We start from the raw sequence: 24,778 nt of genomic DNA on the forward strand, positions 1-24,778 counted from the left end.
CGTGGGTCGGATGGGGTGGTTGGGGTGTTGCTGGTCAGGGCCGGTCGCGCGGCCGGCGGCCCGCGGTCACGAGGCGGGCGACGAGGACGGCCCGGCGGCGGGTCTGCGGCACCCCGTACTGCTCGGTGCGCAGGACGCCGGTGGCCACCGAGTAGCCCTCGTCTCGGAGGACTTCGGCGTAGGCCTCCCAGACGGGCAGGGCCTGCGGGACCTGTTCGAGGACGATTGCGTTGTAGCTGCACTCGAAGTCGCTGATCGCCCAGCGGAGCGGTTCGAGGACGAGCGCGGTGCGTTCGTCGGCGAACTCGCGCGGGTCGACGGTTTCCCCGGCGCCCATCCGCTTGACCGCGGTGACGAGCCGGTCGAGTTCGGCTCGGCCGCTTCCGCTACCGGCGATGGTGAAGGTCTGGCAGGGCGGCCCGGCCGCGAGGATCGTGCCGTCCGGAAGGTCCCGCGGCCCGTGCTTGCGAACGTTGGCGTGGATGGTGGCGAGGCCGGCGGCGCGGCGGGTGGCGACGGCGTTGGCGTCCCACTCGATACCGACCCCGCGCAGGCCCTCGTCCTCGGCGCCTTTGGTCAGGCCTCCGGGGCCCGCGAACAGTTCGACGATCACGCTGCCTCCCCCATCTGCCGAGCGGTCTTGCGCTGTTTGCGGCTGGCCCCACCCCAGATCCCGGCCACGGCGCCGACGGCGTCCTCGAGGGCCGCGGCGTGCGCCTGGCACTGGGTGCGGACGGGGCAGCGGCGGCAGATCTGCTTGGGGGTGGTGCCGGGGCCGGGCTCGGTCCACAGGTCGGGGTCGGCCTGGGCGCACAGGGCGGACGCCATCCAGGCGTAGTCGGCGGCGCTCACGCGGCGACCTCCAGTTCGGCCCGGCGGCGCGCGCGGACAACACTGCGCTTGTGGCAGCCGATCTCTCGGGCGATCTCCTCAGCCGTGGCGCCTTGGGAGGTGCGGCGGACGACCAGCTCCAGGTCGATGGCGGCCTTGTGGCGGCGCTGGTAGTCGATGCAGCCTTCCGTCTCCGGTTCGCAGTTCGGGTCGTCGATCGCGTCCCAAGCGAGGGGGCCGTGCCAGCCCTTGGCGCGGGCGACGTTGCGGGTGCGGGTGGTGAACTTGTTGGAGGGCGGCGGGCTGGTGACGAGCTGCGGGTAGATGGCGGCGATACGGTCGGCGAGGGCGCGGCGGATGGTGGGCTGTCGACCGTTGGCGATGGACATGATCCGGTTGGGTTCCGTGCCGGCGGCGGACGCGAGCGTGGCGTAGGAGTGGCCGAGCCAACTGAGGGCTTGGAGGCGCCGCATGCTGCCGGTGACGTCGATGTACTGTCCGCCGGCGCCCTTGGTGGGGGCCTTCACGGAGAGGATCTTCGCCTCGGTCTCGTGGCGGATCTTCTTGCGTGCCCCGTGGTAGATCGCGACGAGGTTGCTGAAGTGCACACCAGTCGCTTCGGTGAGGGTGTCCCAGCTCATGGTGCGGTGGAGTTCGATGAGGTGGGCTTGGGCGGCGGCGGGGCTGGTGAAGGGGCTGCGGCCGAGTTCGCGGTTGACGCGCAGCTGCTTCTGGTGGCGGTTACGGGCGGTGCGGCACGGCTGGCAGTGGCATCGGGCCCGGCGGCCGGGGCTGCCGTAGGCGCGCGCTGTGGTCCCGTGCGGCGGCAGGGGCTTGGGGGTGGTCACGGCTGCGGGTTCTCCTTCCGGCGGCTGGTGGGCAGGGCGTTGATGCGGCGGCAGGTGATGAGGTCGTCGACGCTGGTGCCGGGCTGGTTGTCGGGTGCGGCGGGGATGTGGGGGCGGCCGGTGACGGCGTGCCAGACGGCCCACACGCCGACCGCGAGCGCCCCGGCGGCGACGGCCAGCGGGTAGACGTAGCCGAGGTTGATCGTCATCAGGCCGCCTGCCTCCGGAAGCTGGCGGTGCCGGTCCACTGCTTGCAGATCGAGCCGTGGACGGTGGCCCGCTTCGACCTGACGAACCCGGCCTCCTCGATGACCCCGGCGCGGGCGGCCCCGTTGAAGGCGGCTCCCCAGCGGGCGGGGTGGTCGGGTTCGTCGACGAGGCCTTCGGCGATGAGGTCGGCGGCCTGGAACGGGATGCCTCGGCGGGCCATGAGCTCTATCGCGGCCCGGCAGGCGGTGGCCCAGTCGGGCGGGGTGTTCGCCATGGCGCGGGCTATGCCGTCCTGCTTGGCGGCCTCGCCGGCGGCCGGGGACACGGTGCCCTCGGCGGCGATCGGGAACTGGAGCTGCTGCGTCATGACGCCACCGCCAGCAGCTGCTGCTCGACGGCAGCCAGCACGTCTCCGGTCGGCGTCCAGAAACCGAGCGCGCCCTTGGCGGGCACGGGCTCCTGCAGGGGGACGACGTCGGCGAGCTCCCAGTGGTAGAGGTTGGGCTGGGCCCAGTAGCTGCAGCAGACCTGGTTGTCGTTGTCGAAGTGGCAGCCGGTGATCGTGGCGACGGCGACGATCGCGGAGTACACGTCGAGGTGGTCGCCGTACACCTGGGCATTGCGGTCGGGCTGGGCTCCGGCGTGGATGAGGATTCGAGCGCCCTCGTGCTTGGCGGGGAGCTTCCACGACCGGTTCTCTACGCGCTTGGTCTGGTGGGCGATGGCGCCGGCCCAGGGCTGGCGGACGGTGAGTGCCTTCATGGCGTGGTTTCCTTGTCGGGTGATGGGCCGCCCCGCATAGCCCGCGGGGCGGCTCTGGCGTGTGCGGGCTAGTCGACGAGTTCGCCCTCGATGGGGCCCTCGTCGTCGGTGGCGGGGTCGTACTGCTGCGGGGCCGGGAGCGGCGGCAGGGCGGCCTTGCTGGCGTCCGGCTGGGCGCCGGCGGCTTCGGCGGCGGCCTGGAGCGTGCGGAACTCGGCCGAGGTGGGCACGGTCTTCGCCAGCTCGCGCAGTACCGTCTTCTTCCACATGCGGTCCGGCCACTGGTTCCACGGCGAAGCCCCGGAGCGGGCGGTCTTGGAGACGGCCCGGACCTTCTCGATCTCGGCGCGGCTGCGGACGATGACGTCGGAGGTGGCGCCGTCCTTGAACACGGCGTAGGCGTAGGCGCCGACCATCTCGCCGCGGTCGCCGAACCAGTTCGCCTTGTGCTGCGGGCGCTCGGTGATACCGGGCTCCCAGACGAAGTCGTCGCTGGCGTACACGACCTGGGCGATGACGGTGGAGATGGCGCCGCTGCGGTACATCAGCTCGACGAGGCCGGTGTAGTCGGTGATGCCGGTGATCTCGTTGCCCATGGGGACGAGGTGGTAGGTGTCGCCGGGTTCCAGGCCGAGGCGGGCGCATTCGAGCATGGCGGCGAGGAAGGAGCCGGGGTTCCGCTGTGCGGCCTTGGCGAGGTCCGGGTTGCGGCGGAGGAGGCCGGTGGCGACGCGCACCCACTGGTCGGGCTTGACGTGGGAGGGGAGTACCTGGGCGAAGTCCTGGCGGTACTGCTGGACGAGTCCGCCGGGGCCGTCGTCGCGCTTTTCGATGGCGTTGCCGATCTGGCTCATGCTGCGTCCTTGCTGCTGGTGTAGGGGTGGAGGGAGTGGGTGTGGCCGTCGCGGACGGTGCGGTAGGCGATGCGGCGGCCTTCGCAGACGGCGCGCTTGGCGTTGCCGATGAGGTCGAGGACTTCGCCGCGGACCTGGGTGAGGTCGGCGGCGCTCGCGGCGACCGCGCGGTAGGCGGCGTCCCAGCGGGCGACGAGCTCGGCGGGGATCTCTACCTCGCGGTCCTCCAGCCCGTCGGCCTGGGCGCGGATCGTCTGGTAGGTGTCGGTCGCCCCGTCGATCGGCGGCCGGTTCCCGCGGCGGACGTCGTCGAGGAAACGTTCGGCGGCGTCGCGCAGGATGGTCGCGTCTGTCTCGTCGTAAGCGACGGTGTATTCGCGGTAGTCGTGGCCGGAGATCAGCACCGCGACATGGCAGACGTCCAGGCCGAGGGTGTCGAGCTGCCACTGGATCTGGCAGCGGTACCAGAGCGGCACCCCGTCTTCGGCGTCGGACGGGCCCCAGTCGTCGCCGGTTGGGGACGTCTTCACCTCCAGCAGGCCGACCGCCTGCTCGGGGATCTCGAACTCGTTGGCCGGCTGCGGGTAGATGAGCCGGTCGGGGGTGGCGCGCTGCCACTTTCGGTCGCGGTGGCGCCAGGTTCCCGCGGGTGCGGCGAGGAGGCCGGGGTGCTCGTCCTCCCACTTCTGGGCGACGGCGTCCTCCAGGCGGTTGCCCCACTCGACGGCCGGGGTCATGTCGAACGGCGGGGTGGGCAGGCCGGCCTTCTTGTGCCACAGCGTGAACTTCGACATCCACGGGGAGAGGCCGATGACGGCGGCGATCTCGGTGGCGGTGATGGTGAGGCCGGCGCGGGCCTCTTCCCAGGCCGCGGTGCCCGGGGTGAGGTGCCCGATCAGCACCCCTTCGGGCACGGGGTAGGGGTGGTCGGTGGTGTCTGTGAGGCTCATCGGACCTGCTTTCGGGTGTGCGAGGTGAGGGCCGCCGCCCCGGGACGGGGGGCCGCGGGGCGGCGGCCTGGGTGCCGCGGAGCGCTGGGGGTGTCGCTCGACGCGGCCGATATGGGGTTGTGGATCAGGCGGTGGCTTCGACGGATTGCGGCTTGACGGCCTTCCACTCGCCGGCCTCGGCGTCGAAGGAGACGAACGGGTTGTCGTCGACGCGGAAGCCGATCCCGGCGTTCTTCGCGTCGTTCAGGCTGCGGGCCAGGCGGACCGCCCACTTGCGGGGCTCCTCCGCCATCTGCTTCGCGACGCGCGCCTCGTGTTCCTCGTCCCACTGCTTCGGGTTGAAGCCGGCCTCTTCGGCCATGCCCCACGCCCATTCGCCGAGCTCGCCGGAGTCGAGCTGTTCGGCGGTGTCGTTGACGACCTGCTGGGCGGCCCTCGGGTCGACCTGGTGCAGGGCGTCGAGGAACCGGTAGGCCATCCAGTCCGAGACGCCGGAGCGGATGTGCGCGAGCCAGGCGTCGGGGTCCCCGTCGAAGTCGCACTGGTAGGCGTTCGACGTGGAGTTGAGGACGCCGCGGAGCAGGGTGGCGGCGGTCTCGCGGATGTCTCGGGTAGCTTCGAAGCGGGACGGTTCCGGCTGCGGCAGGCTGGCCATGTCGACGTTCGTGGCCCCGGCGGCGAGGGTCCAGAGCCACAGGTTGTGCGCGTCCTCGAACGTTTCCGCCTTGGCCGGACCGATGCCTCCCCCGTGGGTGGGCATCTGGGCGCCGATGAAGTTCTCACCGAGGAGCAGGACGGCCTTGCGGTCGGCGGTGACGCGGACGCGGAGGCTCTGCTGGATGGCGGCCCACCGCGGCAGGAGGCCTGCGTTCAGGGCCGGGAACGGCTCGCCTTCGACGCTCTGTGCGGCGATGCCTCGCAGGAGGCCCCGCCAGTCCGGGAACTCCAGCGCGGTGTTGGTGGCCACGGTGAGGTCGGCGAGGGGTCCGTCGAAGACGAGCCGGTCCTTGGCGGCGCTGATGGTGATGTAGGCGGAGCCCTTCAGCGAGTCGACCCACTGGCGCAGGGAGGGTACGAAGTCGCCGGGGATGGTGCGGGCCCACGGTTCCTGGTTCTGGTCGCCGTCGGCGAGGCGGTAGCGGGCGGCCGCCAGGGTGTACCGGTCGGAGGCGACGGCGTACAGGTACTGGCTGTCGACGTCGAGCCGGATGCCGTGCAGCGGTTCGACGTCTTCGTGCCCCATGTGGTCGGCTGTCTGGTCGAGTAGCAGCTTGAGCTGGTGGGCGTTGATGGTGACGGACAAGGTCATCTCCTGTGGGATGCTGGTGGGGACCCCCGTCGGCTGGATCCCGGCGGGGTTCGTGCGTTGGGCGCCGGCCGGGCAGGTCAGGTCACCGCCCGGCCGGCGGGTCAGGTGGTGCCGTAAAACTCGTCGTCGATCTCGACGAGGCCGGCCTGGATGGACGCGATGAGGTCGGGGTCGGTGATCCAGGCGGGGACGCGGCGCGGGGTGATGCCGAGGCCGGACAGCAGGCCGGGCACGATCACCGGGTCGGCGGTGGTCGGCGTCGACGGCAGGTCGAGGATCATGAGGTGGCCGCCTCGTCCTCGCGCTTCCACTGCTCCTCACGGTCGCGGAGCTGGCATTCGAGGTTGAAGGCGCCTTCGAAGTCGCGGTCCTCGCGGGCCATGGTGATCGTCTCGGCGTAGCTGCTGCGGATCTCGTTGCGCCTCGCCTTGATGGCCGGGCGCTCCAGCTCGGCGACGCGGGCACGGGCGACGCTCCACCCGGCGTTGACTGCCCGCAGGTTCTCCTGCAGCTCGGCGATGTGGGCCCGTTGCTTGGCCATCGCCTCGCCGTCCTCGCGGTGCCAACGGACCAACTTCTCCCGCTCGGCCTCCAGGTCGGCCGCGTAGCTGATGACGTTTTCCAGGACGAGGCGCAGGTCGTCCTTCGTCATGCGGGCGTTGAGAGCGGCGCGGGCACGATCGAGCATGGTGCGGGGCTGTCCTCGGTCGTCGAGCGGCTGGGGCTGGTCGCCGGCCGGCACCGGCAGCGCACCCAGCGCGGCCACAGCCTCCGGAACCGAGGTGATCGAGTCGGTCATGCCGCCACCGCCTCGGCCGGGGTGGCCAGCGCCTGCAGGCCGTACTTGCGGACCCGGTCGTAGCGGGCGATGCCCCACACGATCGCGTGGCAGGCCCACAGGAACCACCAGTCGAAGTCCTTGGTCGCGGAGAACCACTCCCAGGCGTCCTCGAAGCGGACGTCGGCCGTGTGCCGGTAGTCGAACTCCTTCGAGGGGTCGTTGTAGAACTCGAACTCCTCGACGGTGCGGTAGGCCTCGTCGGCGGTCGCGTACAGGCCGCCCTCGACGATGTCGTCCTTGATCGCCTGCCGGAACCGGTCGGCCTGGTCCGGCTTCACGTACTCCTGCTCGATCAGGTGGTTGGCCTGCTCCCAGATGAGCTTGACGAAGAGGTCTTCCTGGAAGTCCTTGACGCTCTCGCGGTCACTGGCCAACTTCTCCGACCAGTAGCCGGGGTTGATGTGGGTCGACCCGTCGCGCCAGATGCCGGACCGGAAGAACTCGAACATGTCCGTGGTGCGGCGGAAGACGTAGCTTTCGCCGTCGCCGGAGAAGACGAGCTGGCCGGGCGTCGTGATCAGATCGAACCAGTACTGGCTGTATCCGGACGGGCGGCTGGCGAACCGCAGGTGCCGGTACAGGCCGTCCTCGTGCAGGACGATCAGGCGGTGGCCGGCGGTGTCCCGGGCGAACCGGGCCGCGATCTCCGGGTAGTCGGTCATCGGTTCGTCTCCTTGCGGGCGCGGCGGTTGTCGGCTTCGCGGGCAGCGACCCACTCCGCGAACCCCGGATAGTCGTCGTCTTTCGACAGCGGGGCCGTGGGGTGCAGGAGCTTCGCGTCGAGCCGGTAGACCAGCTGGTCCTTCGGGTCGGTCGCGCGGGCGGCGGCGGCCAGGAAGCAGGCCTCGGCCTCCACCACGGGCAGCCGGACGTCGAGGGCGTCGATGCGGCGGGTCATCGGGCACCGCCCAGGAACTCGACGGCGTGCACGGCGTACATCGACCACGAGTAGCGGCGGCCCTTGCCCTCCGGTCCCTTGCGGCGCTGCATGAGGCGCCACACCTCACCGGGCAGGTACTCGTCCCAGCGGTAGTCCCACTTGTCCGTCCCGCTCCACGCCGTCTGGCGGGCCAGCGCGGAGGCCTGAGCCGTGGCGAGATCCGCGGCGACCGATCGGGGGATGTCGCCGTTCATGACGACGAAGACGGTGGTCTGAGATGATTGAGGCACGTGAAGCCCCTTTCGTTTCGTGTGTTCTGGTGGGGGTGGATCGCGAGGTCGTCCCGGGCCAACGGGGCGGCCTCATTCATGCCGCTCAGGCAGCGGCGCGGGCCGGACGGCGGGAGACTCGCGGCTCCGGCGGGCGGGACTCGTGGGCGCGGGCCGGGTCGGACGTGATAGCGGCCTGGTACTGGCCTTCGAGGTAGGCGTCCAGGTCGGCGATCCTGTAGGCGACGAAGCGGCCGACCTTGAAGCCGGGGAGGCCGGCGGAGACGTCCTTGCCGAGGAGGCGCCACTTGCGGAGCGTGGTGAGCTCCAGGCCGAGGTAGGCGGCGGCGTCCTCGATCCACAGGGAGCCCTTCGGGGGGCTCGGGCGAGGGCCCTTCCTGTTGTGCACGGGGGTTACTCCTTCTCGATGACAGGTTCTTACGGAGACGTATCGTTCAGTTCTGGAGACGCGCTGGGCGCGAAAAGCACCAGCAAGGCCACGCCGAGGGCCTCCGCGAGGGAGTGGGCGTCATCCACGTCCGCCGAGTCCTGAGTGCCATTGGACAGCTTGGCCACGAGGTTGCGTCCGCAGCCGCTTGCCTCGGCGAGCTGGCGTATGGAGTAGGGCTTGCCGCGACCAGGGTGCTCCATGATCCATCTGAAGATTTGGGCGCTGCGGAGCGTGTAACGACGACTCAATGGATCCCCCGTGGAGCGGAGCGGCCTTGATGAGACGAGTTAAGCACGGCAGAGACGAATCGTCTACCGATCCGGACGATTCAGCGTCAGGAACCGGCAAAGATCATGGCGGGATAGCATTCTCCGGTAGACGAATCGTCTCCAAGCGGGGAAGGTTGCCCTAACTGACCTGCTAATTTTCCGGCGTCAGACCCCCCACTAAGAGACGGTCGGTGACAGAGTGACGCGAGAGGACGAGGACATGACGGCGCCCGCGACGGCCCCGGAACCCAGCGCGGCCGAGCAGCCATCACCCATGGGCGCACTCTCCCAACTCATCCAGGAAGCGCTCGACAAGGGCAGCTCCTACGGCAAGCTCGCCGAGCGCGCCATCGACCCCGAAACCGGCGAGACGGTCTCCAAGCCGTATCTGCAGCGGGTCGTCAAGAACCCGCCCGCCAACCCGCCCACACCGCCGATGATGCGCGCCATCGCCGCCGCCCTCGGCTTGCCCTTCCGTCGCGTACAGGAAGCCACGGCCGAGCAGTGGCTGCAGTACGAGGCGACTGAGCTGGCCGGCTACGACTCAGATGTTCGCGTCATCGTGACGCACCTGATCGGCAAGTCACCGGAGGATCTCCGCCGCTGGCGCTACATGATCGAGGCCGAAGAGCGAGCCCGCCGCGAAGCCGAGGAGCAGGCCCGCCGGGAAGCCGACGAGTAAGCGGGTTCGCGCAGCGACCGGCCCAACGCGATCAGATTGTCTCTAAGTAGACAATTCTTCGACTGATTGTCGACGGCAGCCCGTAGGCGTAGGGTTTTCCGATCGTGCACATTCGGCCGATCTGGCTGACTGTGCACCGTTGCACCTGGGGAGGACTCGTGCTGGACGTCGCTTACGAAGCCGTCGAGGACCTGCCGCCGGGCCGGCTGGCAGAGATCAAGGAAGGCAGAGGGCGGATCCGCGTCCGCCTCGACAAGAACGAATCCCTTGCCGACGTGGTGCGGCAGCTGAACCTCGAAATCGACCGACTCATGTCGTCGTCTCACTGGTTCCAGCTGTGGGGCGACGAGATCGTTTCGCGGGCCACCCCCGGTTGTCCGCTGCGCATACGGTATGTCCTGAAGCATTGGGAGATCGACAAGCCGGCGGTCGCCGAAGACCGGGGCGTCGTGAGCGTTTACATCAACGAGAAGATGACGGTCAGGCAGTTCGCCGTCGCCATGAACCTTGCCACCCGTGAACACCTCGCCGGGGGACGGTGGTTCCAGCTGCACGCGGGTGAGATCATCGACAGCAGTCCGGAGCCCATGACTCAGGTGTAGCGAACGGGGGCGGCGTTGCCCGGATACATCGAAGACCGCTGGACCAAGGCCGGCCCGGTCGATCCCCAGAGCAAGAAGCCGACACGCGTCAGAACCGAGCTGTACGGCAAGTGCAAGCGATACCGGGTCTGCGGCATCCCGGGGGTCCGCAAGAGATCCTTCGACCGCAAGGCAGACGCTGAGCAGTGGAAGGCCAAGGTTCAAGCGGAGCTGCTGCGGGGCGAGTTCGTTGACCACCGGGATGGCAGCATCACGCTCGCGCAGTACATCGCCGAGGACTGGTGGCCCACCAGGACCGGTGACCCCGGGACCCTGCAGACCATCGAGAGCCGGATCAACAACCGGATCCTGCCTTACCTCGGCGAACTCAGCCTCAACGCGATCAAGGTGCCACAGCTGCGCAAGTACCTTGCAGACCTCGACGAGCGTTACGGCCCATCCACCATTATCGAGTCGTGGAGCACTCTGTCGTCCATCCTTCAGGCGGCCGTCGACGACGAGAAGATCCCGCGGAACTACTGCCTCGCCAAGACGGTACGCCCCCCATCGAAACCGGAACGCAAGGCCCGGGCTTGGAGTCGCGAGCGCGTCATGGCGGTGCGCGAAGGACTTGACGACTGCTTCAAGGTGATGGTCGACCTCGGGGTCGGCGCCGGCTTGCGTCAAGGGGAAGTCCTGGGACTGTCGGCCGAGGATGTCGGCGAGGACGTGATCTACGTTCGTCGCCAACTGCGCGTAGTCCGAAACCGGCTGGTCTTCGCACCTCCCAAGAGCGGCAAGACCCGCACCGTGCCGCTACCCGAGTACCTGGCTAAACGGATCGCGGAGCACACTAGCCGGTTCCCCCCGCTTGCAGTGACACTGCCGTGGGTGAATCCGGCTGAACCGGAGAACGCCAAGCAAGCAGCGGAGTGGGCTCCCCAGACCCATCGGCTGCTCGTGGTGGGGCAGCAGCGCAAGGGTCCGTTGCGGCGAAGTGTGTTCAATCAAGGGCCGTGGAAGCGGGCTCTCGTGTCGGCGGGCGTCATCCCTCCGCCTCGACCGAGGCGGCCTCTGACACCGCGCCCGGACGGGACCAGGCCCAGGCCGAATACGAAGCACGCGGCGGCGCCAGACGACGGCTTCCATGCTCTGCGGCACACATTCGCGTCGGTGCAATTGGACGCCCGGGAGTCGGTGGTTGCGGTGTCGAAGTGGCTGGGCCACTCGGATCCGTCGATCACGTTGAAGATCTACGCGCACATGATGCCGGAGGCGGATGGACGTGGCCGTGCGGCGATGGATGCCTGGTTCGCAGGCAGCTCCTAAAAGATCTCCCTGAGCGCTCCCTGGCGCTCAGTTGTGTTGGCCAGGGAGCGACGGATGTGCAGGTGGTCCGGTTAGCTGTTGGGGCGCAGGGTCCAGACGACCGTCATCTCGGTCGTGACGGCGCCGTCCTCGCGCTGGATCGCGACGCTCACCGGAAACTCCGGGCGCTTGCCCTCGTCGAGTTCGGCGACGACGTCGGCGGCCGGGCGGCCGAGGGTCGCGGTGGCCTTCACCGGACCCAGGGCGATCTTCTTGAACGCGATCTCGGCGTGGACGGGAAGCGGCACCGCCCGCGAGAGCTGGTCGCCGAAGGCGGCGAGGACGATCGCGCCGCTGGCCGACTCGCCGAGGGTGAACATGGCCCCCGCGTGCGGCCCGCCGACGTGGTTGCGGTACTCGCTCTGGTCCGGGAGGGCCAGCACGGCCTTCTCGGGAGTGGTCTCCAGGTACTCCAGGTTCAGCGTGCGAACCATCGGCACCGTGGCGGCGAGCAACTCGCCGATCGACATCTGATCTGCGCTCATGACCGAAGGTTACCCACGAGTAGCCTCCATGGCCAGACCGTGTGATCCGCCCCTCGGCCCGCCCGTGAACCGACGTACGGTTTCGCTACGGCCCTGACGAGGGGCGGTGACCGAATCGTGTCGTGGACACCACTAGGGTTACCGCTCATGTGGCCAGGACAGCAGCAGCCCGGGGGCGAGCAGAACCCGCAGGGGCAGAACAACCCGTACCAGCAGCCGGGGTACCAGCAGCCGAATCCTTACCAGCAGCCCGGCTACCAGCAGCCCAACCCGTACCAGCAGCCGCAGTGGAACGCCCCCGCACCCGTGGGCGCCCCGCAGCCGGCGACCGTCGTGGGCGGCGGCGGTGGTGGCGGTGGCGGCAACCGCACGAAGCTGGTCGCGATCGTGGCGGCCACGGCCGTGGTCGTCGCGGCGGGCGTGACCGGGTTCCTGGTCCTGGGCGGGGACAAGGACGAGGAGGCCGGCGGCTCCAAGCCCAAGGCAAGCCAGTCGACCGCGCCGACGGCGGAGCCCACCGCCACGGCCTCCGGGACGGACGACAACCCGCGCGACGGCGAGGCCGAGAAGCCGACCATCGCGGGCTGGAAGGTCGTCGTCAACCCCAAGTGGGGCGTCGCGTTCGACGTGCCGGCCGACTGGGAGGTCCAGAACCCCGGCATGCTCATCGCGTTCGAGGAGGAGAACTCGGACGAGCTGAAGCCGCTCGTCACCATGACCGGCACCGCCGTCTACCAGTCCAAGTGGTGCACCTCGGACTCGAACAAGGACGGCCGCACCGAGGACACCTCGCTCGCCGCGGTGGGCACCAAGGGCGCCGACGGCGCGAAGAACACCGACGAGGTGGCGATCAACACCGTCGCCTGGTGGGTCTACGGCGGCTACACCCAGCCGGACAAGAAGAGCATGGTCTTCGAGGAGAAGGCCGAGCCCTTCACGACGGCCTCCGGCATCGAGGGCAGCATCGCCTGGGCCGAGTCGAAGGACTCGCCCCAGAAGGGCAAGAGCAAGTGCGCCACCGACGGCAAGGCCATGACGTTCGGCTTCCAGAACTCGGCGGGCAACTACGTCTCGTGGAACTTCTTCGGCGCCAAGGGCGTGAAGAAGGAGGTCCCGAAGGAGACGATCCTGAAGATCGCCAAGACGGTCCGCCTGCACGGTGAGCCGACGGAGAGCTGACGGAGAGCTGACGGAAGCGGGAAACCCGAGGAGAGCTGACCTGCGCCGACGGGCGGCGGGAGGCCGGTTTGGCAAGTCGGGCCCCGGGCGGTGATAGTCAGCCGGTGAACTCCGCCGCCGATCCCACCGACCCCGCCGTCCCCGGGCGCCGCCCGCGCAGAACCGCCTCCCGCGGACCCGCCTCGCGCCGACCCGCGTGGGCGGGCCGCAACTACAGCCTGCTGACCGCCGCCGCGGTCGTCACCCACCTCGGCAGCCACGGCGCGCTGATCGCCGCCGCGTTCGCCGTGCTCGAGGCCGGCGGCGACGGCGGCGACGTGGGCCTGGTCGCCGCCGCGCGCACGCTGCCACTGGTGCTCTTCCTGCTCATCGGCGGCGCGCTCGCGGACCGGCTGCCGCGCCACCGGGTGATGGTCGCGGCGAACCTCCTCAACTGCGTCTCGCAAGGCCTGTTCGCCCTGCTCGTCCTCACCGGCGAGCCCCGGCTGTGGCAGATGATGCTGCTGACCGCGCTGAACGGCACCGGCCAGGCGTTCTTCAGCCCGGCGGCCGAGGGCATGCTGCTCTCCTCCGTGCGCGGTGAGCAGGCCGGCCGGGCGTTCGCGGTGTTCCGGATGGCCATGCAGGGCGCGGCGCTCGGCGGCGCGGCCCTGGGCGGCGCGATGGTCGCCGCGATCGGGCCCGGCTGGGTGCTCGCCGCGGACGCGGCGGCCTTCGCCGTCGCCGCCGCGCTGCGCTCCTTCCTCGACGTCGGCGATGTCCCGCCGCGTGCGCCGGGCGGCGGGCTGCTCGCCGATCTGCGCGAGGGCTGGCGGGAGTTCGCCGGCCGGCCGTGGCTGTGGGGCATCGTCGTGCAGTTCTCGATCGCCAACGCGGTGGTCGGCGCCGCCGACGCCGTCTACGGCCCGCTGGTCGCCCGCGACCACCTCGGCGGCCCCGCGCCCTGGGGCCTGGCGCTCGGTTTCTTCGGCGCGGGCACGGTCGTCGGCGCGCTGCTGATGACCCGCTGGAAGCCGCGCCGGCTGCTACTGGCGGGCACGCTGTGCGTCTTCCCGCTGGCCCTGCCGTCCGCCGCGCTCGCCGTGCCGGTGCCGGCCGGGGTGCTGTGCGCGGTGATGTTCGTGACCGGGGTGACGCTGGAGATCTTCGGCGTCTCCTGGATGACCGCCCTGCACCAGGAGATACCGGAGGACAAGCTGTCCCGGATATCGGCCTACGACTGGTTCGGCTCGGTGGCGCTGATGCCGCTGGCGATGGCGCTGGCCGGGCCCGCGGAGCAGACGTTCGGGCGCTCCGAGGCGCTGTGGGGGTGCGCGACGCTGGTCGTGGTGGTCACGGCGGCGGTGCTGCTCGTCCCGGACGTGCGCCATCTGCGCCGCCGGACCAAGGAGGTCGCGGGCCAGGGCCCGGTGACCGTGCCCGGCGCCGGCAGCGGGTCAGCCGATGCCGAACGCCCCGTCGGGGGGCTCGGGTGACGGTACGGCGTCCTCGTCCCGCACGACACCCGCGTCCCCGGTGAACGCCCGCAGCGCGGGCCCGTGCTCGACCCGGGCGGGGAAGACGTCGGCGGCGGTCAGCCGGGCCAGCGCGGCGACGTCCACCGGCCGGTGGGCGGCGACGAGGACCGCGTTGCCGAAGCGGCGGCCGCGCAGCACGGCCGGTTCCGCGATGAGCACCAGCTCCTCGAACAGCTCGGCGAAGGTCGCCAGTTGGGAGCGGAGGAAGGCGAACGGCGCGGCGTCGGCGAGGTTCGCCAGGTAGACGCCGTCCGCGCGCAGCACCCGCTCGGCCTCACGGGCGTAGGCCAGGGAGGTCAGGTGCGCGGGCACGCGTGAGCCGCCGAAGACGTCGGCCACGAGCACGTCCGCGCTGTCGTCGGGGGCGTCCGCCAGCCAGGCGCGGGCGTCGCCCGCGTGCAGCTCGATCCCGGCGCCGGCCGGGAGCGGCAGCTGCTCGACGACCAGGTCGAGCAGTGCCCGGTCGGCCTCGACGACGTCCTGCCGGGAGCCGGGCCGGGTCGCCGCGACATAGCGCGGCAGCGTCAGCGCCCCGCCGCCGAGGTGCAGCACGTCCAGCGGCAGCCCCGGCTCCGCGACGGTGTCCAGCACATGCCCGAGGCGACGCGCGTACTCGAACTCCAGATGCGTGGGCTCGTCGAGGTCCACGTACGACTGCGGTGCCCCGTCCACGGTGAGCAGCCAGGCCCGCTCCCGGTCCACGTCGGGCATCAGCTTGGCGGTTCCCTGCTCGACGGACCGGCTGACGGGTACGGACTCGTTCACCCGACCATTGTGCCGCCACAGAACGCACCGATCCGCCCCGTCTTCACGCGGCCTGCGCCGGGGCGTCCGCCGGCCCGGGAGCCGCCTGCGCCGACGCTTCCTCCGCTGATCCCGGTCCAGCCGAGGCGGACCGCGGCAACGCCTGACCCGGCGAGGCCGTCCCCCTCGCCGCCCGCTCCTGTGAAGTTCCCTCCCGGGCGGGCGGCTTCCCTTCGCGGAGTACTTCCCGTACCCGCCCTTCCGAGAGACCCAGCCGCGCCGCCAGCGTCTCGACCGGCACGCCCAGGCGGTCGGCGGCCCGCATCGCCGTGTTCCGGCGCCGATGCCAGCGGGCCGCGGCCCGCCTGCTCGCCACCGTCCGCTCCATCACGACTGCCGCCTCCAGCAGCAGCCGGCTCGCCGCCCCTCGGACTCCGTGCCCCATGTCGCCCCCTGTCCCGGCTTGTGCGACCCCCGTCTGTACACCACGGTCGGCGATGCCCAAAGCCCTCACAAGGGCGCGGATCAGGCGCACGAGAGATGAATCGGGGCGACTCGGGCGGCTGCGGTGCCGTACGCGAGCGTCCTCCTCCGAGTGCGCCGGTACAAGTACCCGGACGTGGCCGACCGGTCCGGGTCAGGGGGCGCCCGTCTGCCCTCTCGGGGCCATCGAGACCCCGAGAGGGCAGAGCCCGGTCCGGCCCCCTCAGCCGACCGACGTCACCGTCCCCGCGCCCACCGTGCGGCCGCCCTCGCGGATGGCGAAGCCGAGGCCCGGCTCGAGGGGGACGTCGCGGCCCAGTTCGACCGTCAGGGTGACGGTGTCACCGGGGCGGGCGACGGCCGTGGCGCCGAGGTCGACGGCGCCGACCACGTCCGCCGTACGGATGTAGAACTGCGGCCGGTACCCGGTCGTCACCGGGGTCGTGCGGCCGCCCTCGCGGGCGGAGAGGACGTACACCTGGGCCGTGAAGCGGCTGCTCGGGGTGACGCTGCCGGGTGCCGCGACGACATGGCCGCGCCGGACCGCGTCGCGCGGCACCCCGCGCAGCAGCAGCGCCACGTTGTCCCCGGCCTGCGCCTCTTCCATGGGCTTGCCGAAGGTCTCCAGGCCGGTGACGACGGACTCCAGGCCGGCGCCGAGCACCTCGACCCGGTCGCCGAGGCGGACCGTGCCGCGCTCGACGGCGCCGGTGACGACGGTGCCGCGGCCGGTGATGGTGAGCACGTTCTCCACCGGCAGCAGGAACGGCGCGTCCAGGTACCGCTCCGGCATGGGCACATACGTGTCCACCGCGTCGAGCAGCGCCTCGATGGACGCCGTCCACCGCGGGTCGCCCTCCAGGGCCCGCAGACCGGAGACGCGGACCACGGGGACGGCGTCGCCGCCGTAGCCGTGCGCGGTGAGCAGGTCGCGGACCTCCAGCTCGACGAGTTCCACCAGCTCCTCGTCGGCCCCGTCGGCCTTGTTCAGCGCCACCACCACGTGGTTCACGCCCACTTGACGGGCGAGCAGCACGTGCTCGGCGGTCTGCGGCATGATCCCGTCGAGCGCGGAGACGACGAGGATCGCCCCGTCGAGCTGCGCCGCGCCGGTGACCATGTTCTTGACGTAGTCGGCGTGGCCGGGCATGTCGACGTGCGCGTAGTGCCGGGTGTCGGTCTCGTACTCGACGTGCGCGATGTTGATGGTGATGCCGCGCGCGGCCTCCTCCGGGGCGCGGTCGATGCGGTCGAACGGCACGAAGGTGCCGGTGCCGCGCTCGGCGAGGACCTTGGTGATGGCGGCGGTCAGGGTGGTCTTGCCGTGGTCGACATGGCCCATGGTGCCGATGTTCAGATGCGGTTTGGTGCGGACGTACGCCGTCTTGGACATGGCGGTACCTCGAAGTCTGTGCGAAGAAGTCTCCGCTTCGTCGCGAAGCCGGAGGGGGACCCCGAGGACTGGCCGACCCTCCGCCTGCGGGGTCCGCCGGACGATTCGGGGAGGGTCAGCTTCGGGCGCCGTCGACGGCGGCCAGGAAGACGGGCACGGCAGCCTTCGGCGCATCCGCGACCGCGGATGCTGCGAGGAGGAAGGCGTACCGGAACATGCCGTCGATCATCGCCGACGCCCCGCGCGGCGTCGAATGGTTTTCCGGCTCACGGCCCCAGGTGCTTCAGCGCCTCGCGCACCGACAGCGGCGCGAACCGGTGCCCCTCGCGGGCCAGGAACGCGCGCACGGCGTCCGGGTCGGTCTTGGCGTACTCGCGCAGGGTCCAGCCGATGGCCTTGCGGACGAAGAAGTCGGGGTGGGAGGCCTGGCGCAGGCAGTAGCCGAAGAGGCGGTCGGCGTCGGTGCGGTCCTTGTAGGAGAGCTGGTGGAGCAGGGCCGCGCGGGCGACCCACAGGTCGTCGTCCGCGATCCAGGCGTCCATCTGCCGCACCAGTGCGGGATCGGCGGCGACCAGCGGGCCGACGACGTGGACGGCGAGCAGGTCGACCGTGTCCCACCAGGAAACCGTGGTGATCAGCCGCCGGGCCACCGGCAGGAAGGCGGAGGAGCAGCGGCCCACGTGGCGGCGGAGGTAGTCGACGGCGAAGTAGTGGTACTCGCGCTCCGGCAGCCGCCAGCAGCGCAGCGCCACCGCCGCGCAGTCGGCCTCGCCGGGGCGGGGCGTGCCCGCGAGGACCGTGCGGGACAGGGCGCGGCGCTCGGGCGTGGGCAGGCCGAGGAAGGGGGCGACGTCCTTCATGTAGGCGCGCATGGACGCCGCCCGCGCGGGGTCGGCGGCGGCGCCGTAGACGGCGGTGAGCCGTGGCAGCAGGGTGTCGGCGAGGTCGCTGTGCGGGATGTCCGCCGGCCCGGCGCCGGTTGCTCCCGTTCCTGGCGTTCCGGTGCCTGACGTTCCGGGGCCGGCCGAGCCGGTGCCCGAGGTTCCGGTGCCTGACGTTCCGGTGCCTGTGACGCCCATGAGACGAACCATACGGCGATCACACACATATGTCGGTTAGTGTCACCGGATGCTTGATGCCACCACCCGCTCTGGCGGCACTGCCACGGCCTCGGCCTCTCCCCGGGCCACCGTCCTGGCCGGTCCCTCGGAACTCGCCGTCGCCGTCCCCGCGCGTGCCGGTCTCCCCGCGCGCTGCGCGCGGGTCCTGCTGTCGCCCTGGTCCCGTTTCGCGCTGCTGGTCGCGCTGCTCGTCGGTGCCGCGTCCTGTGTGCTGCTGTTCGAACCGCAGCGGCTGCTCGCGCACGGCTGGCCGCCGCAGCTCTCCGGTGCCGCGGCGGCGCTGGTGTTCGCGGTGGCGTACGGCCTGTGCACGGTGGCGTTCGTGCCCCGGCCGCTGCTGAACCTGGCGGCGGGCGCGCTGTTCGGTTCGCAGCTGGGGCTCGGCGCGGCGGTGGGCGGCACGGTGCTCGGCGCGGGGCTGGCCTTCGGGCTGGGCCGGGTGCTGGGGCAGGACGCGTTGCGCCCGCTGCTGCGGGGCCGGGTGCTGACGGCCGTGGACGGTCAGCTGAGCCGGCACGGCTTCCGCTCGATGCTGGCGGTGCGGCTGTTCCCCGGAGTGCCGTTCTCGGCGGCGAACTACTGCGCGGCGGTGTCCCGGATGGGCTGGCTGCCGTTCCTGCTCGCGACGGCGATCGGTTCGGTGCCGAACACCGCCGCGTACGTCGTGGCCGGCGCCCGTGCCTCGGCGCCGACGTCGCCGGCCTTCCTGATCGCCATGGCCTGCATCGCGCTGCCCGCGCTGGGCGGTGCGGTGGTGGCGTGGCGCAAGCGCCACCACCTGCGGGGCCGCTGAGCCGCCGGACCCCGACGCCCTCAAAGGACCGTCCGTCAGATCCTCTCGAGGATCATCGCGTTGGCCAGGCCGCCCGCCTCGCACATGGTCTGCAGGGCGTAGCGGGCGCCGCGGGCCCGCATGGCGTGGACGAGGGTGGTGGTCAGCCGGGTGCCGCTGGCGCCGAGCGGGTGGCCGAGGGCGATGGCCCCGCCGTGGACGTTGATCCTGGCCGGGTCGGCGCCGGTCTCCTGCTGCCAGGCGAGGACCACGCTCGCGAACGCCTCGTTGATTTCGAACAGGTCGATGTCGTCGAGGGTCAGGCCGGCCCTGCGCAGCACCTTCTCGGTGGCCGGGACGACGCCGGTGAGCATCAGCAGCGGGTCGGAGCCGGTGACGGCGAAGCTGTGCAGCCGGGCGAGGGGGCGCAGGCCGAGGCGGGCGGCGGTCTCGCTGGTCGTGACGAGCACGGCCGAGGCGCCGTCGTTGATGGGGCTGGCGTTGCCCGCGGTGATGTTCCACTCGATCTGCGGGAACCGTTCGGCGAAGCCGGGGTCGTGGTAGGCGGGCTTGAGACCGGCCAGGATCTCGGGGGTGCTGGAGGGTCGTACGCACTCGTCGCGCGCGACGCCGTCCAGGGGCGCCACCTCGGCGTCGAACAGGCCCTGGTCCCAGGCGGCGGCCGCCTTGTGGTGCGAGGAGACGGCGAACGTGTCCATCTGCTCGCGGGTCAGCGACCACTTGGCCGCGATCAGCTCGGCGCTGATGCCCTGCGGGACCAGGCCGTCGGGGTAGCGCTCGGCGACGCCGGGCCCGAAGGGGTCCGCGCCGGGCGGCACGTTGGACCACATGGGCACCCGGCTCATCGACTCCACGCCGCAGGCGACGGCGAGGTCGTACGCGCCGGACATGACGCCCTGGGCGGCGAAGTGCACGGCCTGCTGGGAGGAGCCGCACTGGCGGTCCACGGTGGTCGCGGGGACCGACTCGGGGAAGCCCGCGGACAGCACGGCGTAGCGGGTGGTGTTCATGGCCTGTTCGCCGACCTGGTCGACGGTGCCGCCGATGACGTCGTCGATCAGCGCGGGGTCGACGCCGGAGCGTTCGACGAGGGTGCGCAGGGTGTGGGCGAGGAGTTCGACGGGGTGGACGTGCGCGAGGGCGCCGGTCGGCTTGCCCTTGCCCATGGGGGTGCGAACGGCTTCGACGATGACTGCGTCACGCATGGTGCGGGCCTCCTTGGCCGCCGTGGCGATGACCGGCGGCGCGCGCCGGCCGCCCACCGGCTCGATTACCAGTGAGTAGGAAATCTGGACTCACCATAGCCGGGTAGGTTGGAAAATCAAACCCTCCCCTAGACTTCTCCTCATGGCCGCTCGCAAAGACCCGCGTCCCTGCTCGATCGCCGACGCCCTGACGCTCGTCGGCGAGAAGTACTCCCTGCTCGTCGTGCGGGAGGTGTGTCTCGGCAACGGCCGCTTCGACCAGCTGGTGCGCAACATCGGCGCCCCGCGCGACGTCCTGGCCACCCGGCTGCGCCGCCTCGTGGACGCGGGCGTCCTCACCAAGCGGGCCTACAGCGAACGCCCGCAGCGCTTCGAGTACCGGCCCACCCAGGCCGGCCTGGAGCTGGTCCCCGTCCTGCTGACGCTCATGGAATGGGGCAACCGCCACCTGCGCCCCGACGGCGACCGCCCCATGGTCAACGAGCACGTCTGCGGCCACGAACTGGTCCCCGTGGTCACCTGCCAGGCCTGCGGCGAGGCCGTCCACCACCAGGACCTGACCCCGCACCCCCAGTCCCCGGGCTGGACGGTGTCGGGCCCGACGGCGGCCTGACCCGGCCGGCCGCGAAGAGGATCAGGCGCGGTCCGGGAACCCGGTGGTCCCCGCCGTCCCCTGTCCGTAGACGTCCATTCGCCCGCACATCCCGAACCGCCCCCGCGCGGAGGGCCGCTCCGCCCGTACGACGGCGTCGGCGAGGTGGGAGGCGTCGCCCTGTTCGAGGCGGACGAGCCGGTCCCCGGTGGCCGCCGCGGCGGCTGCCCCACCGCGCTCCCGGCGGGCCCGCCATTGCGCGATCCGGGGCCGTACCAGCGCTGCGGCCGCCCGGTGGAAGTCGGCCGGCGCCTGGTGGCCGCCCGCGCGGAGCGCGCGACAGCCCTCCGCTGCCAGGTCGCGCCGGGCACGGGCGATCCGCTCCTGTTCGGCCTCCGGCGCTCCGGCCGGGATCGCGGTCGCGGCGGCGTACGTCTCGGGGTCGGCCAGGTGGCGCGGCGGCAGGGTGAGCACCGCGTCCCCCCGCCTCGGGCAGACCGCTGTTCCGCAGGAGGACGGTGATGCGCAAGCCACCGTCGTTGACGAGCCGGTGGACGGTGCCCGGCGTGAACCAGGCGACCGTTCCCGGCGCGGGCGGCGTGACCTCTTACCCGGAGACGGTGAGCGTCTGCACGGCCCCGTGTCCGCCGGTCACGGCGTACCCCTCCGTACAGACCAGGTGCAGCTGGGGCGTGCTCCCGCACACCCCGTCCGCGGCCGGCCAGTCGTACACCGAGAAGCCGGAGACGGCGACCCCGCCGGGCAGCCCCTGGAAGGCACCCGCGCTCACCACGGGTGCGCCTCCAGGTACGCGGCGATCTCCTCCCGTCCCCACGCCCCGTCGGCCACCACGACCCGGTAGCGACGACTGAGGGTGTCGCCGGGCGCCAGCTCCAACTCGTCGAAGAACGCCCAGGACGGCGCGACGGCCGCGAACGGGTCGTTGCGTACGAACCAGTGGGCGGGGTGGGCTCCGCGCGTCCCCGCGTGGTCGTTCTCCGGGGCGTGCGCGAAGACCAGCGTGGCGTGGCCGTCCGCGCCGTCGTGCTCCCCGGTGTAGGCGAGCCAGGGCGCCTGCCGGCCCATCAGACCGGGCCCCTCGCCGTCCGGGCCGGTGACGCGGCCGCCCCGGAAGGCGCGCGGGCCGCGCCAGAACAGACCGGTGTAGCCGGCCATCTCCCGCCCGGCGGTGGTCGGGCTGCCGAACCGCAGCGGTTCGCCGCGCCGGTTGGTGATGGCGCTCGTCCAGGTCAGCGCCCACGAGCCGGCCGCCGGATCGACGTCGTGCACCTCGATCCGCCGCCGCTCCTCGGCCCACAGCTCCCCGCTGTGCGGATGCCAGGTCAGCCGCTCCGCGAGGACGACCCGGCCGCCGTCCGCGCTCACCTCGTCGAACGTCACGTGCGCCATCGAGCCGACCCGCTCGGGCAGCGCCACGTAACCCTTGCCGTGGACGTAGGAGTTGCCGCCCCACAGGTTCGCCCCGGACAGGTGCGAGGCCGTCATCTGCAGGCCTTTGTGCCAGCGGTGGTCGTTGGGCCGGTAGCCGGTCACGACGGCACCGGACAGGGTGCGCAGCGGGTGCAGATACGGCTTCGGGGCCTCCCAGGCCGCCTCCGGCCGGTAGACGTACGCGAGCAGTTCGACGCCGGTGTCGGCTTCGGTGACGGTGACGCGGTCGCCGTGCGTGTGGGTGACCCGCAGCGCGGTCATACGGCCACCTCCCGGCCCTCGCCGAAGGCGCCGCCGGCCGGTCCGGCGGGCCGGGCGGCGGGCCCGTCGGCACCGGGCGCCCAGCCGGGCGCGCCGCCGTGCAGCTCGGTGTAGTAGGGGTCGCCGGGGCCGATCTCGCCCCGCCGCACGGTGGTGTCGGTGAACGCCGACTTGTACAGCGCGGTGACCAGTTCCAGGCTCTTGCGTCCGTCCGCGCCGCTGCTGCGCGGCCGCTCCCCCGCGCGCATGCTGGCGATCAGCTCCCGCAGCTGCGCGAGGTGGGAGCTGGGCACGTCCGGCCCGAAGTCCCGCCAGGCCGCGGCCTCCGCCTCGGGCACGCCCGGCGCGGGCGTGATGCGCCAGGACGCGTTGCTGTAGCCGTACAGGTGGGTCAGTTCGATGGTGGCCCGCTCGCAGTCGAGGCGAATCCGGCTGACCTCGTCGGGGCTGAGCACGCTGTTGACGACGGTGGCCAGCGCCCCGCTCTCGAACCGCACCAGCGCGGTGGAGACGTCCTCGGTCTCCACGTCGTGCACCAGCCGCCCAGCCATGGCGCGCACCTCGCGCCACGGGCCGAGCACGTCGAGGAGCAGGTCCATCTGGTGGATGCCGTGCCCCATCGCCGGACCGCCGCCCTCCGAGCGCCAGCGCCCGCGCCAGGGCACGGCGTAGTAGGCGCCGTCGCGGTACCAGGTGGTCTGGCAGTGCGCGACCAGCGGCCGGCCGACGGCGCCCTCGGCGAGCAGCCGGCGGACGTGGGCGGCGCCGGACCCGAAGCGGTGCTGGAAGACGATCGCGGCGTACGGGCCGCCGTCCGTCCCCTCCTCCGCCTCGACGGCGGCGAAGTCGGCGAGCGAGGGCACGGGCGGCTTCTCGCACCACACCCAGGCCCCGGCGCGCAGCGCGGCCACGGTCTGCTCGCGGTGCAGGGTCGGCGGGGTGCAGACGCAGACGAGATCGGGGCGCTGCTCGCGGAGCATCCGCTCCAGGTCGGTGTACGGGTGCGGGATCCCGCCCTGCGCACAGAACGCCTCGACGGCCGCCGCGTCGATGTCGACCGCCGCGACCACCTCCGTCTCGCCCTCCTCGGCGAGCCGGGCGAGGGCGGGCAGATGGTGGCCGCGGGCGATGGCACCGGTGCCGATGACGGCAGCACGGACCGGGCGGACCGGGCGGCCGGCGAGGGAAGCGGACGTGGACATGGATCTGATCAGCACTCCTCCGGGGTGGCGAGCCAGGAGAGCACCTGTCGTAGCAAGCGCTTTCCCTCGCCCGGCAACGTAGGTGCCCGCGCACCGGCCGGTCAACACCCGGAGCGGATCACCGGAGCGCTCACGGCCCGACGGCCGCCGGCCCGCTGTGAAGCCCCTGTGTCGGCCTCTTCACCCCGGGACGCTACGCTGCCCCTCGACACACCTGATCACCGCGCGCGCGGGCCCGGTGTGCCCGTCTTCACCGCGCGCGGAGGCAAGGACGTGTCCGTCGTCCGTTCCACGATCGGCACTTGGACTCCTTAACTTCCATGTCTTGGTTCGAATCACTCATCCTCGGACTCGTCCAGGGGCTGACCGAGTTCCTCCCCGTGTCCTCCAGCGCCCACCTGCGGCTGACCGCAGCCTTCTCGGGCTGGGACGACCCGGGTGCCGCCTTCACGGCGATCACCCAGATCGGCACGGAGACCGCCGTGCTGATCTACTTCCGCCAGGACATCGGCCGGATCCTCGCCGCGTGGTCGCGCTCCCTGTACGACAAGGCATGGCGCAAGGACCACGACGCCCAGATGGGCTGGCTGGTGATCGTCGGGTCCATCCCGATCGGCGTGCTCGGCGTGACGCTCAAGGACCAGATCGAGGGCCCGTTCCGCGATCTGCGGCTCACCGCGACGATGCTGATCGTGGTCGGCGTGATCATCGGCATCGCCGACCGGCTGGCGGCCCGCGACGAGACCGGCGGCCGGCACCGCGCGGTCAAGCAGCGCAAGGGCTTGCAGGACCTCGGCGTGCGGGACGGCCTGATCTTCGGCCTGTGCCAGGCCGCCGCCCTCATCCCGGGCGTCTCCCGCTCCGGCGCGACCATCAGCGGCGGCCTGTTCATGGGCTACCAGCGCGAGGCCGCGGCCCGCTACTCCTTCCTGCTCGCCATCCCCGCGGTGCTGGCCTCCGGCCTGTTCGAACTCAAGGACGCGATGGAGGGCGGGCACGTCTCGTGGGGGCCGACGATCTTCGCGACGATCATCGCGTTCGGCACCGGATACGCGGTCATCGCGTGGTTCATGAAGTTTATCTCCACCAAGAGCTTCATGCCGTTCGTCTGGTACCGGCTGGTGCTCGGTGTGGTGCTGATCGTGCTGGTCATGATGGGTGTGATCAGTCCGCACGCGGGCGAATCGGCCCACTGATCGGCGTCCCTTTCCCCGATCGTCTGCCACTCGTCCCCCAGTCGTCTCCC

General features: G+C 71.6%; 30 protein-coding genes and 1 pseudogene. 8 read left to right on the forward strand and 23 right to left on the reverse strand.

Features of this window, described 5'->3' with window-relative positions; translation table 11 throughout:
• Positions 1 to 34 precede the first annotated feature (34 nt).
• The 15 genes from G7Z13_RS04910 to G7Z13_RS04980 all read right to left on the reverse strand — a co-directional run bounded on the left by G7Z13_RS04910 (position 35) and on the right by G7Z13_RS04980 (position 8,163).
• A complete protein-coding gene (locus G7Z13_RS04910) occupies positions 35 to 613 on the reverse strand; it encodes a DNA cytosine methyltransferase (protein WP_165996389.1) in 579 nt (192 codons plus the stop codon).
• Positions 610 to 852 (reverse strand): WhiB family transcriptional regulator, encoded by a 243-nt coding sequence (locus G7Z13_RS04915; RefSeq protein WP_206313003.1) that lies wholly within the window; start codon positions 850 to 852, stop codon positions 610 to 612. The genes G7Z13_RS04910 and G7Z13_RS04915 overlap by 4 nt, the downstream gene beginning before the upstream one ends.
• Positions 849 to 1,679 (reverse strand): hypothetical protein, encoded by an 831-nt coding sequence (locus tag G7Z13_RS04920; RefSeq protein ID WP_165996391.1) that lies wholly within the window; start codon positions 1,677 to 1,679, stop codon positions 849 to 851. Before G7Z13_RS04920 ends, G7Z13_RS04915 begins: the two co-directional genes overlap by 4 nt.
• Positions 1,676 to 1,888 (reverse strand): hypothetical protein, encoded by a 213-nt coding sequence (locus G7Z13_RS04925; RefSeq protein WP_165996393.1) that lies wholly within the window; start codon positions 1,886 to 1,888, stop codon positions 1,676 to 1,678. The genes G7Z13_RS04920 and G7Z13_RS04925 overlap by 4 nt, the downstream gene beginning before the upstream one ends.
• Positions 1,888 to 2,256, reverse strand: coding sequence for a hypothetical protein (locus G7Z13_RS04930; RefSeq protein ID WP_165996395.1), 369 nt, complete (start codon positions 2,254 to 2,256; stop codon positions 1,888 to 1,890). The genes G7Z13_RS04925 and G7Z13_RS04930 overlap by 1 nt, the downstream gene beginning before the upstream one ends.
• The gene (locus G7Z13_RS04935; RefSeq protein WP_165996397.1) at positions 2,253 to 2,651 is read right to left on the reverse strand and encodes an ASCH domain-containing protein; all 399 of its coding nucleotides are present in this window, start codon (positions 2,649 to 2,651) and stop codon (positions 2,253 to 2,255) included. The genes G7Z13_RS04930 and G7Z13_RS04935 overlap by 4 nt, the downstream gene beginning before the upstream one ends.
• 68 nt (positions 2,652 to 2,719) lie before the next feature.
• A complete protein-coding gene (locus tag G7Z13_RS04940) occupies positions 2,720 to 3,505 on the reverse strand; it encodes a recombinase RecT (protein WP_165996399.1) in 786 nt (261 codons plus the stop codon).
• Positions 3,502 to 4,455 (reverse strand): lambda-exonuclease family protein, encoded by a 954-nt coding sequence (locus G7Z13_RS04945; RefSeq protein ID WP_165996401.1) that lies wholly within the window; start codon positions 4,453 to 4,455, stop codon positions 3,502 to 3,504. Before G7Z13_RS04945 ends, G7Z13_RS04940 begins: the two co-directional genes overlap by 4 nt.
• 124 nt (positions 4,456 to 4,579) lie before the next feature.
• Positions 4,580 to 5,758, reverse strand: coding sequence for a hypothetical protein (locus tag G7Z13_RS04950; protein ID WP_165996403.1), 1,179 nt, complete (start codon positions 5,756 to 5,758; stop codon positions 4,580 to 4,582).
• Positions 5,759 to 5,865: 107 nt separating this feature from the next.
• Positions 5,866 to 6,045, reverse strand: coding sequence for a hypothetical protein (locus tag G7Z13_RS04955; protein WP_165996405.1), 180 nt, complete (start codon positions 6,043 to 6,045; stop codon positions 5,866 to 5,868).
• On the reverse strand, positions 6,042 to 6,563 hold the full coding sequence (locus tag G7Z13_RS04960; RefSeq protein ID WP_165996406.1) for a hypothetical protein: 522 nt from the start codon (positions 6,561 to 6,563) through the stop codon (positions 6,042 to 6,044). Before G7Z13_RS04960 ends, G7Z13_RS04955 begins: the two co-directional genes overlap by 4 nt.
• Entirely contained in the window at positions 6,560 to 7,267 is a 708-nt protein-coding gene (locus G7Z13_RS04965) for a hypothetical protein (RefSeq protein WP_165996408.1), read from the reverse strand. The genes G7Z13_RS04960 and G7Z13_RS04965 overlap by 4 nt, the downstream gene beginning before the upstream one ends.
• Complete coding sequence (locus G7Z13_RS04970) at positions 7,264 to 7,503, reverse strand: hypothetical protein (protein WP_165996410.1); 240 nt, start codon at positions 7,501 to 7,503, stop codon at positions 7,264 to 7,266. The genes G7Z13_RS04965 and G7Z13_RS04970 overlap by 4 nt, the downstream gene beginning before the upstream one ends.
• Positions 7,500 to 7,775: a hypothetical protein gene (locus tag G7Z13_RS04975; RefSeq protein ID WP_165996412.1), complete on the reverse strand. Its 276-nt coding sequence runs from the start codon at positions 7,773 to 7,775 to the stop codon at positions 7,500 to 7,502. Before G7Z13_RS04975 ends, G7Z13_RS04970 begins: the two co-directional genes overlap by 4 nt.
• 85 nt (positions 7,776 to 7,860) lie before the next feature.
• Positions 7,861 to 8,163 carry a helix-turn-helix domain-containing protein gene (locus G7Z13_RS04980; protein ID WP_165996415.1) on the reverse strand — a complete coding sequence of 101 codons (303 nt, stop codon included), beginning with the start codon at positions 8,161 to 8,163 and terminating at the stop codon, positions 7,861 to 7,863.
• Between the two features lie 531 nt (positions 8,164 to 8,694).
• On the opposite strand from G7Z13_RS04980, the gene G7Z13_RS04985 reads away from it, so the two are divergent.
• The 3 genes from G7Z13_RS04985 (at position 8,695) to G7Z13_RS04995 (ending at position 11,066) form a co-directional block, all read left to right on the forward strand.
• A complete protein-coding gene (locus G7Z13_RS04985) occupies positions 8,695 to 9,156 on the forward strand; it encodes a hypothetical protein (protein WP_165996418.1) in 462 nt (153 codons plus the stop codon).
• A gap of 158 nt (positions 9,157 to 9,314) precedes the next feature.
• Positions 9,315 to 9,758, forward strand: a complete 444-nt coding sequence (locus tag G7Z13_RS04990) for a hypothetical protein (protein WP_165996419.1) — start codon at positions 9,315 to 9,317, stop codon at positions 9,756 to 9,758.
• Between the two features lie 15 nt (positions 9,759 to 9,773).
• Positions 9,774 to 11,066 (forward strand): site-specific integrase, encoded by a 1,293-nt coding sequence (locus G7Z13_RS04995; protein WP_240926120.1) that lies wholly within the window; start codon positions 9,774 to 9,776, stop codon positions 11,064 to 11,066.
• A gap of 71 nt (positions 11,067 to 11,137) precedes the next feature.
• On the opposite strand, the gene G7Z13_RS05000 is transcribed toward G7Z13_RS04995, so the two are convergent.
• On the reverse strand, positions 11,138 to 11,575 hold the full coding sequence (locus G7Z13_RS05000; protein ID WP_166004625.1) for a DUF4442 domain-containing protein: 438 nt from the start codon (positions 11,573 to 11,575) through the stop codon (positions 11,138 to 11,140).
• 162 nt (positions 11,576 to 11,737) lie between these two features.
• Here G7Z13_RS05000 and G7Z13_RS05005 point away from each other — a divergent pair, with 162 nt between their 5' ends.
• Positions 11,738 to 12,769 carry a hypothetical protein gene (locus tag G7Z13_RS05005; protein ID WP_165996421.1) on the forward strand — a complete coding sequence of 344 codons (1,032 nt, stop codon included), beginning with the start codon at positions 11,738 to 11,740 and terminating at the stop codon, positions 12,767 to 12,769.
• 218 nt (positions 12,770 to 12,987) lie between these two features.
• Positions 12,988 to 14,244, forward strand: coding sequence for an MFS transporter (locus tag G7Z13_RS05010; protein WP_240926463.1), 1,257 nt, complete (start codon positions 12,988 to 12,990; stop codon positions 14,242 to 14,244).
• Here the strand turns inward: G7Z13_RS05010 and G7Z13_RS05015 are convergent.
• The 3 genes from G7Z13_RS05015 to G7Z13_RS05025 form a co-directional block, all read right to left on the reverse strand.
• Positions 14,206 to 15,051, reverse strand: coding sequence for a fused MFS/spermidine synthase (locus G7Z13_RS05015; RefSeq protein ID WP_206313005.1), 846 nt, complete (start codon positions 15,049 to 15,051; stop codon positions 14,206 to 14,208). The two genes, G7Z13_RS05010 and G7Z13_RS05015, sit on opposite strands and share 39 nt — an antisense overlap.
• 685 nt (positions 15,052 to 15,736) lie before the next feature.
• A complete protein-coding gene (gene tuf, locus G7Z13_RS05020) occupies positions 15,737 to 16,906 on the reverse strand; it encodes an elongation factor Tu (protein WP_165996425.1) in 1,170 nt (389 codons plus the stop codon).
• A gap of 266 nt (positions 16,907 to 17,172) precedes the next feature.
• Positions 17,173 to 17,985, reverse strand: coding sequence for a DNA alkylation repair protein (locus tag G7Z13_RS05025; RefSeq protein WP_165996426.1), 813 nt, complete (start codon positions 17,983 to 17,985; stop codon positions 17,173 to 17,175).
• Positions 17,986 to 18,034: 49 nt separating this feature from the next.
• On the opposite strand from G7Z13_RS05025, the gene G7Z13_RS05030 reads away from it, so the two are divergent.
• Entirely contained in the window at positions 18,035 to 18,820 is a 786-nt protein-coding gene (locus G7Z13_RS05030) for a TVP38/TMEM64 family protein (RefSeq protein WP_165996428.1), read from the forward strand.
• Between the two features lie 35 nt (positions 18,821 to 18,855).
• Here the strand turns inward: G7Z13_RS05030 and G7Z13_RS05035 are convergent, their stop codons facing one another.
• Positions 18,856 to 20,025 (reverse strand): thiolase family protein, encoded by a 1,170-nt coding sequence (locus G7Z13_RS05035; protein WP_165996430.1) that lies wholly within the window; start codon positions 20,023 to 20,025, stop codon positions 18,856 to 18,858.
• Positions 20,026 to 20,167: 142 nt separating this feature from the next.
• Here G7Z13_RS05035 and G7Z13_RS05040 point away from each other — a divergent pair, with 142 nt between their 5' ends.
• Positions 20,168 to 20,638, forward strand: coding sequence for a helix-turn-helix domain-containing protein (locus tag G7Z13_RS05040; RefSeq protein WP_165996433.1), 471 nt, complete (start codon positions 20,168 to 20,170; stop codon positions 20,636 to 20,638).
• A gap of 21 nt (positions 20,639 to 20,659) precedes the next feature.
• On the opposite strand, the pseudogene G7Z13_RS05045 reads toward G7Z13_RS05040, so the two are convergent.
• From G7Z13_RS05045 to G7Z13_RS05055, 3 genes and pseudogenes are all read right to left on the reverse strand, one after another.
• Positions 20,660 to 21,410 (reverse strand): annotated as a pseudogene (locus G7Z13_RS05045) (cupin).
• Positions 21,404 to 22,330, reverse strand: coding sequence for a PmoA family protein (locus tag G7Z13_RS05050; protein ID WP_165996435.1), 927 nt, complete (start codon positions 22,328 to 22,330; stop codon positions 21,404 to 21,406). Before G7Z13_RS05050 ends, G7Z13_RS05045 begins: the two are co-directional and overlap by 7 nt.
• The gene (locus G7Z13_RS05055) at positions 22,327 to 23,532 is read right to left on the reverse strand and encodes a Gfo/Idh/MocA family oxidoreductase (protein ID WP_165996437.1); all 1,206 of its coding nucleotides are present in this window, start codon (positions 23,530 to 23,532) and stop codon (positions 22,327 to 22,329) included. Before G7Z13_RS05055 ends, G7Z13_RS05050 begins: the two co-directional genes overlap by 4 nt.
• Before the next feature lie 320 nt (positions 23,533 to 23,852).
• On the opposite strand from G7Z13_RS05055, the gene G7Z13_RS05060 reads away from it, so the two are divergent.
• On the forward strand, positions 23,853 to 24,728 hold the full coding sequence (locus G7Z13_RS05060; RefSeq protein WP_165996439.1) for an undecaprenyl-diphosphate phosphatase: 876 nt from the start codon (positions 23,853 to 23,855) through the stop codon (positions 24,726 to 24,728).
• The last annotated feature ends 50 nt before the right edge of the window (positions 24,729 to 24,778 follow it).

This window comes from Streptomyces sp. JB150 (genome assembly GCF_011193355.1).
In the GTDB taxonomy this organism is placed as follows: domain Bacteria; phylum Actinomycetota; class Actinomycetes; order Streptomycetales; family Streptomycetaceae; genus Streptomyces.

Excerpts from the sequence above, each read along its gene's own strand:
- G7Z13_RS05030 (WP_165996428.1), top strand. The coding sequence starts at position 18,035 with ATGCTTGATGCCACCACCCGCTCTGGCGGCACTGCCACGGCCTCGGCC.
- G7Z13_RS04935 (WP_165996397.1), bottom strand. The coding sequence starts at position 2,651 with ATGAAGGCACTCACCGTCCGCCAGCCCTGGGCCGGCGCCATCGCCCAC.
- G7Z13_RS05000 (WP_166004625.1), bottom strand. The coding sequence starts at position 11,575 with ATGTCGATCGGCGAGTTGCTCGCCGCCACGGTGCCGATGGTTCGCACG.
- G7Z13_RS05055 (WP_165996437.1), bottom strand. The coding sequence starts at position 23,532 with ATGTCCACGTCCGCTTCCCTCGCCGGCCGCCCGGTCCGCCCGGTCCGT.
- G7Z13_RS05025 (WP_165996426.1), bottom strand. The coding sequence starts at position 17,985 with ATGGGCGTCACAGGCACCGGAACGTCAGGCACCGGAACCTCGGGCACC.
- G7Z13_RS04985 (WP_165996418.1), top strand. The coding sequence starts at position 8,695 with ATGACGGCGCCCGCGACGGCCCCGGAACCCAGCGCGGCCGAGCAGCCA.
- G7Z13_RS05050 (WP_165996435.1), bottom strand. The coding sequence starts at position 22,330 with ATGACCGCGCTGCGGGTCACCCACACGCACGGCGACCGCGTCACCGTC.
- G7Z13_RS04955 (WP_165996405.1), bottom strand. The coding sequence starts at position 6,045 with ATGATCCTCGACCTGCCGTCGACGCCGACCACCGCCGACCCGGTGATC.
- G7Z13_RS04970 (WP_165996410.1), bottom strand. The coding sequence starts at position 7,503 with ATGACCCGCCGCATCGACGCCCTCGACGTCCGGCTGCCCGTGGTGGAG.
- G7Z13_RS05005 (WP_165996421.1), top strand. The coding sequence starts at position 11,738 with ATGTGGCCAGGACAGCAGCAGCCCGGGGGCGAGCAGAACCCGCAGGGG.
- G7Z13_RS04945 (WP_165996401.1), bottom strand. The coding sequence starts at position 4,455 with ATGAGCCTCACAGACACCACCGACCACCCCTACCCCGTGCCCGAAGGG.
- G7Z13_RS05060 (WP_165996439.1), top strand. The coding sequence starts at position 23,853 with ATGTCTTGGTTCGAATCACTCATCCTCGGACTCGTCCAGGGGCTGACC.
- G7Z13_RS04930 (WP_165996395.1), bottom strand. The coding sequence starts at position 2,256 with ATGACGCAGCAGCTCCAGTTCCCGATCGCCGCCGAGGGCACCGTGTCC.
- G7Z13_RS04925 (WP_165996393.1), bottom strand. The coding sequence starts at position 1,888 with ATGACGATCAACCTCGGCTACGTCTACCCGCTGGCCGTCGCCGCCGGG.
- G7Z13_RS04960 (WP_165996406.1), bottom strand. The coding sequence starts at position 6,563 with ATGACCGACTCGATCACCTCGGTTCCGGAGGCTGTGGCCGCGCTGGGT.
- G7Z13_RS05040 (WP_165996433.1), top strand. The coding sequence starts at position 20,168 with ATGGCCGCTCGCAAAGACCCGCGTCCCTGCTCGATCGCCGACGCCCTG.
- G7Z13_RS04940 (WP_165996399.1), bottom strand. The coding sequence starts at position 3,505 with ATGAGCCAGATCGGCAACGCCATCGAAAAGCGCGACGACGGCCCCGGC.
- G7Z13_RS05035 (WP_165996430.1), bottom strand. The coding sequence starts at position 20,025 with ATGCGTGACGCAGTCATCGTCGAAGCCGTTCGCACCCCCATGGGCAAG.
- tuf (WP_165996425.1), bottom strand. The coding sequence starts at position 16,906 with ATGTCCAAGACGGCGTACGTCCGCACCAAACCGCATCTGAACATCGGC.
- G7Z13_RS04965 (WP_165996408.1), bottom strand. The coding sequence starts at position 7,267 with ATGACCGACTACCCGGAGATCGCGGCCCGGTTCGCCCGGGACACCGCC.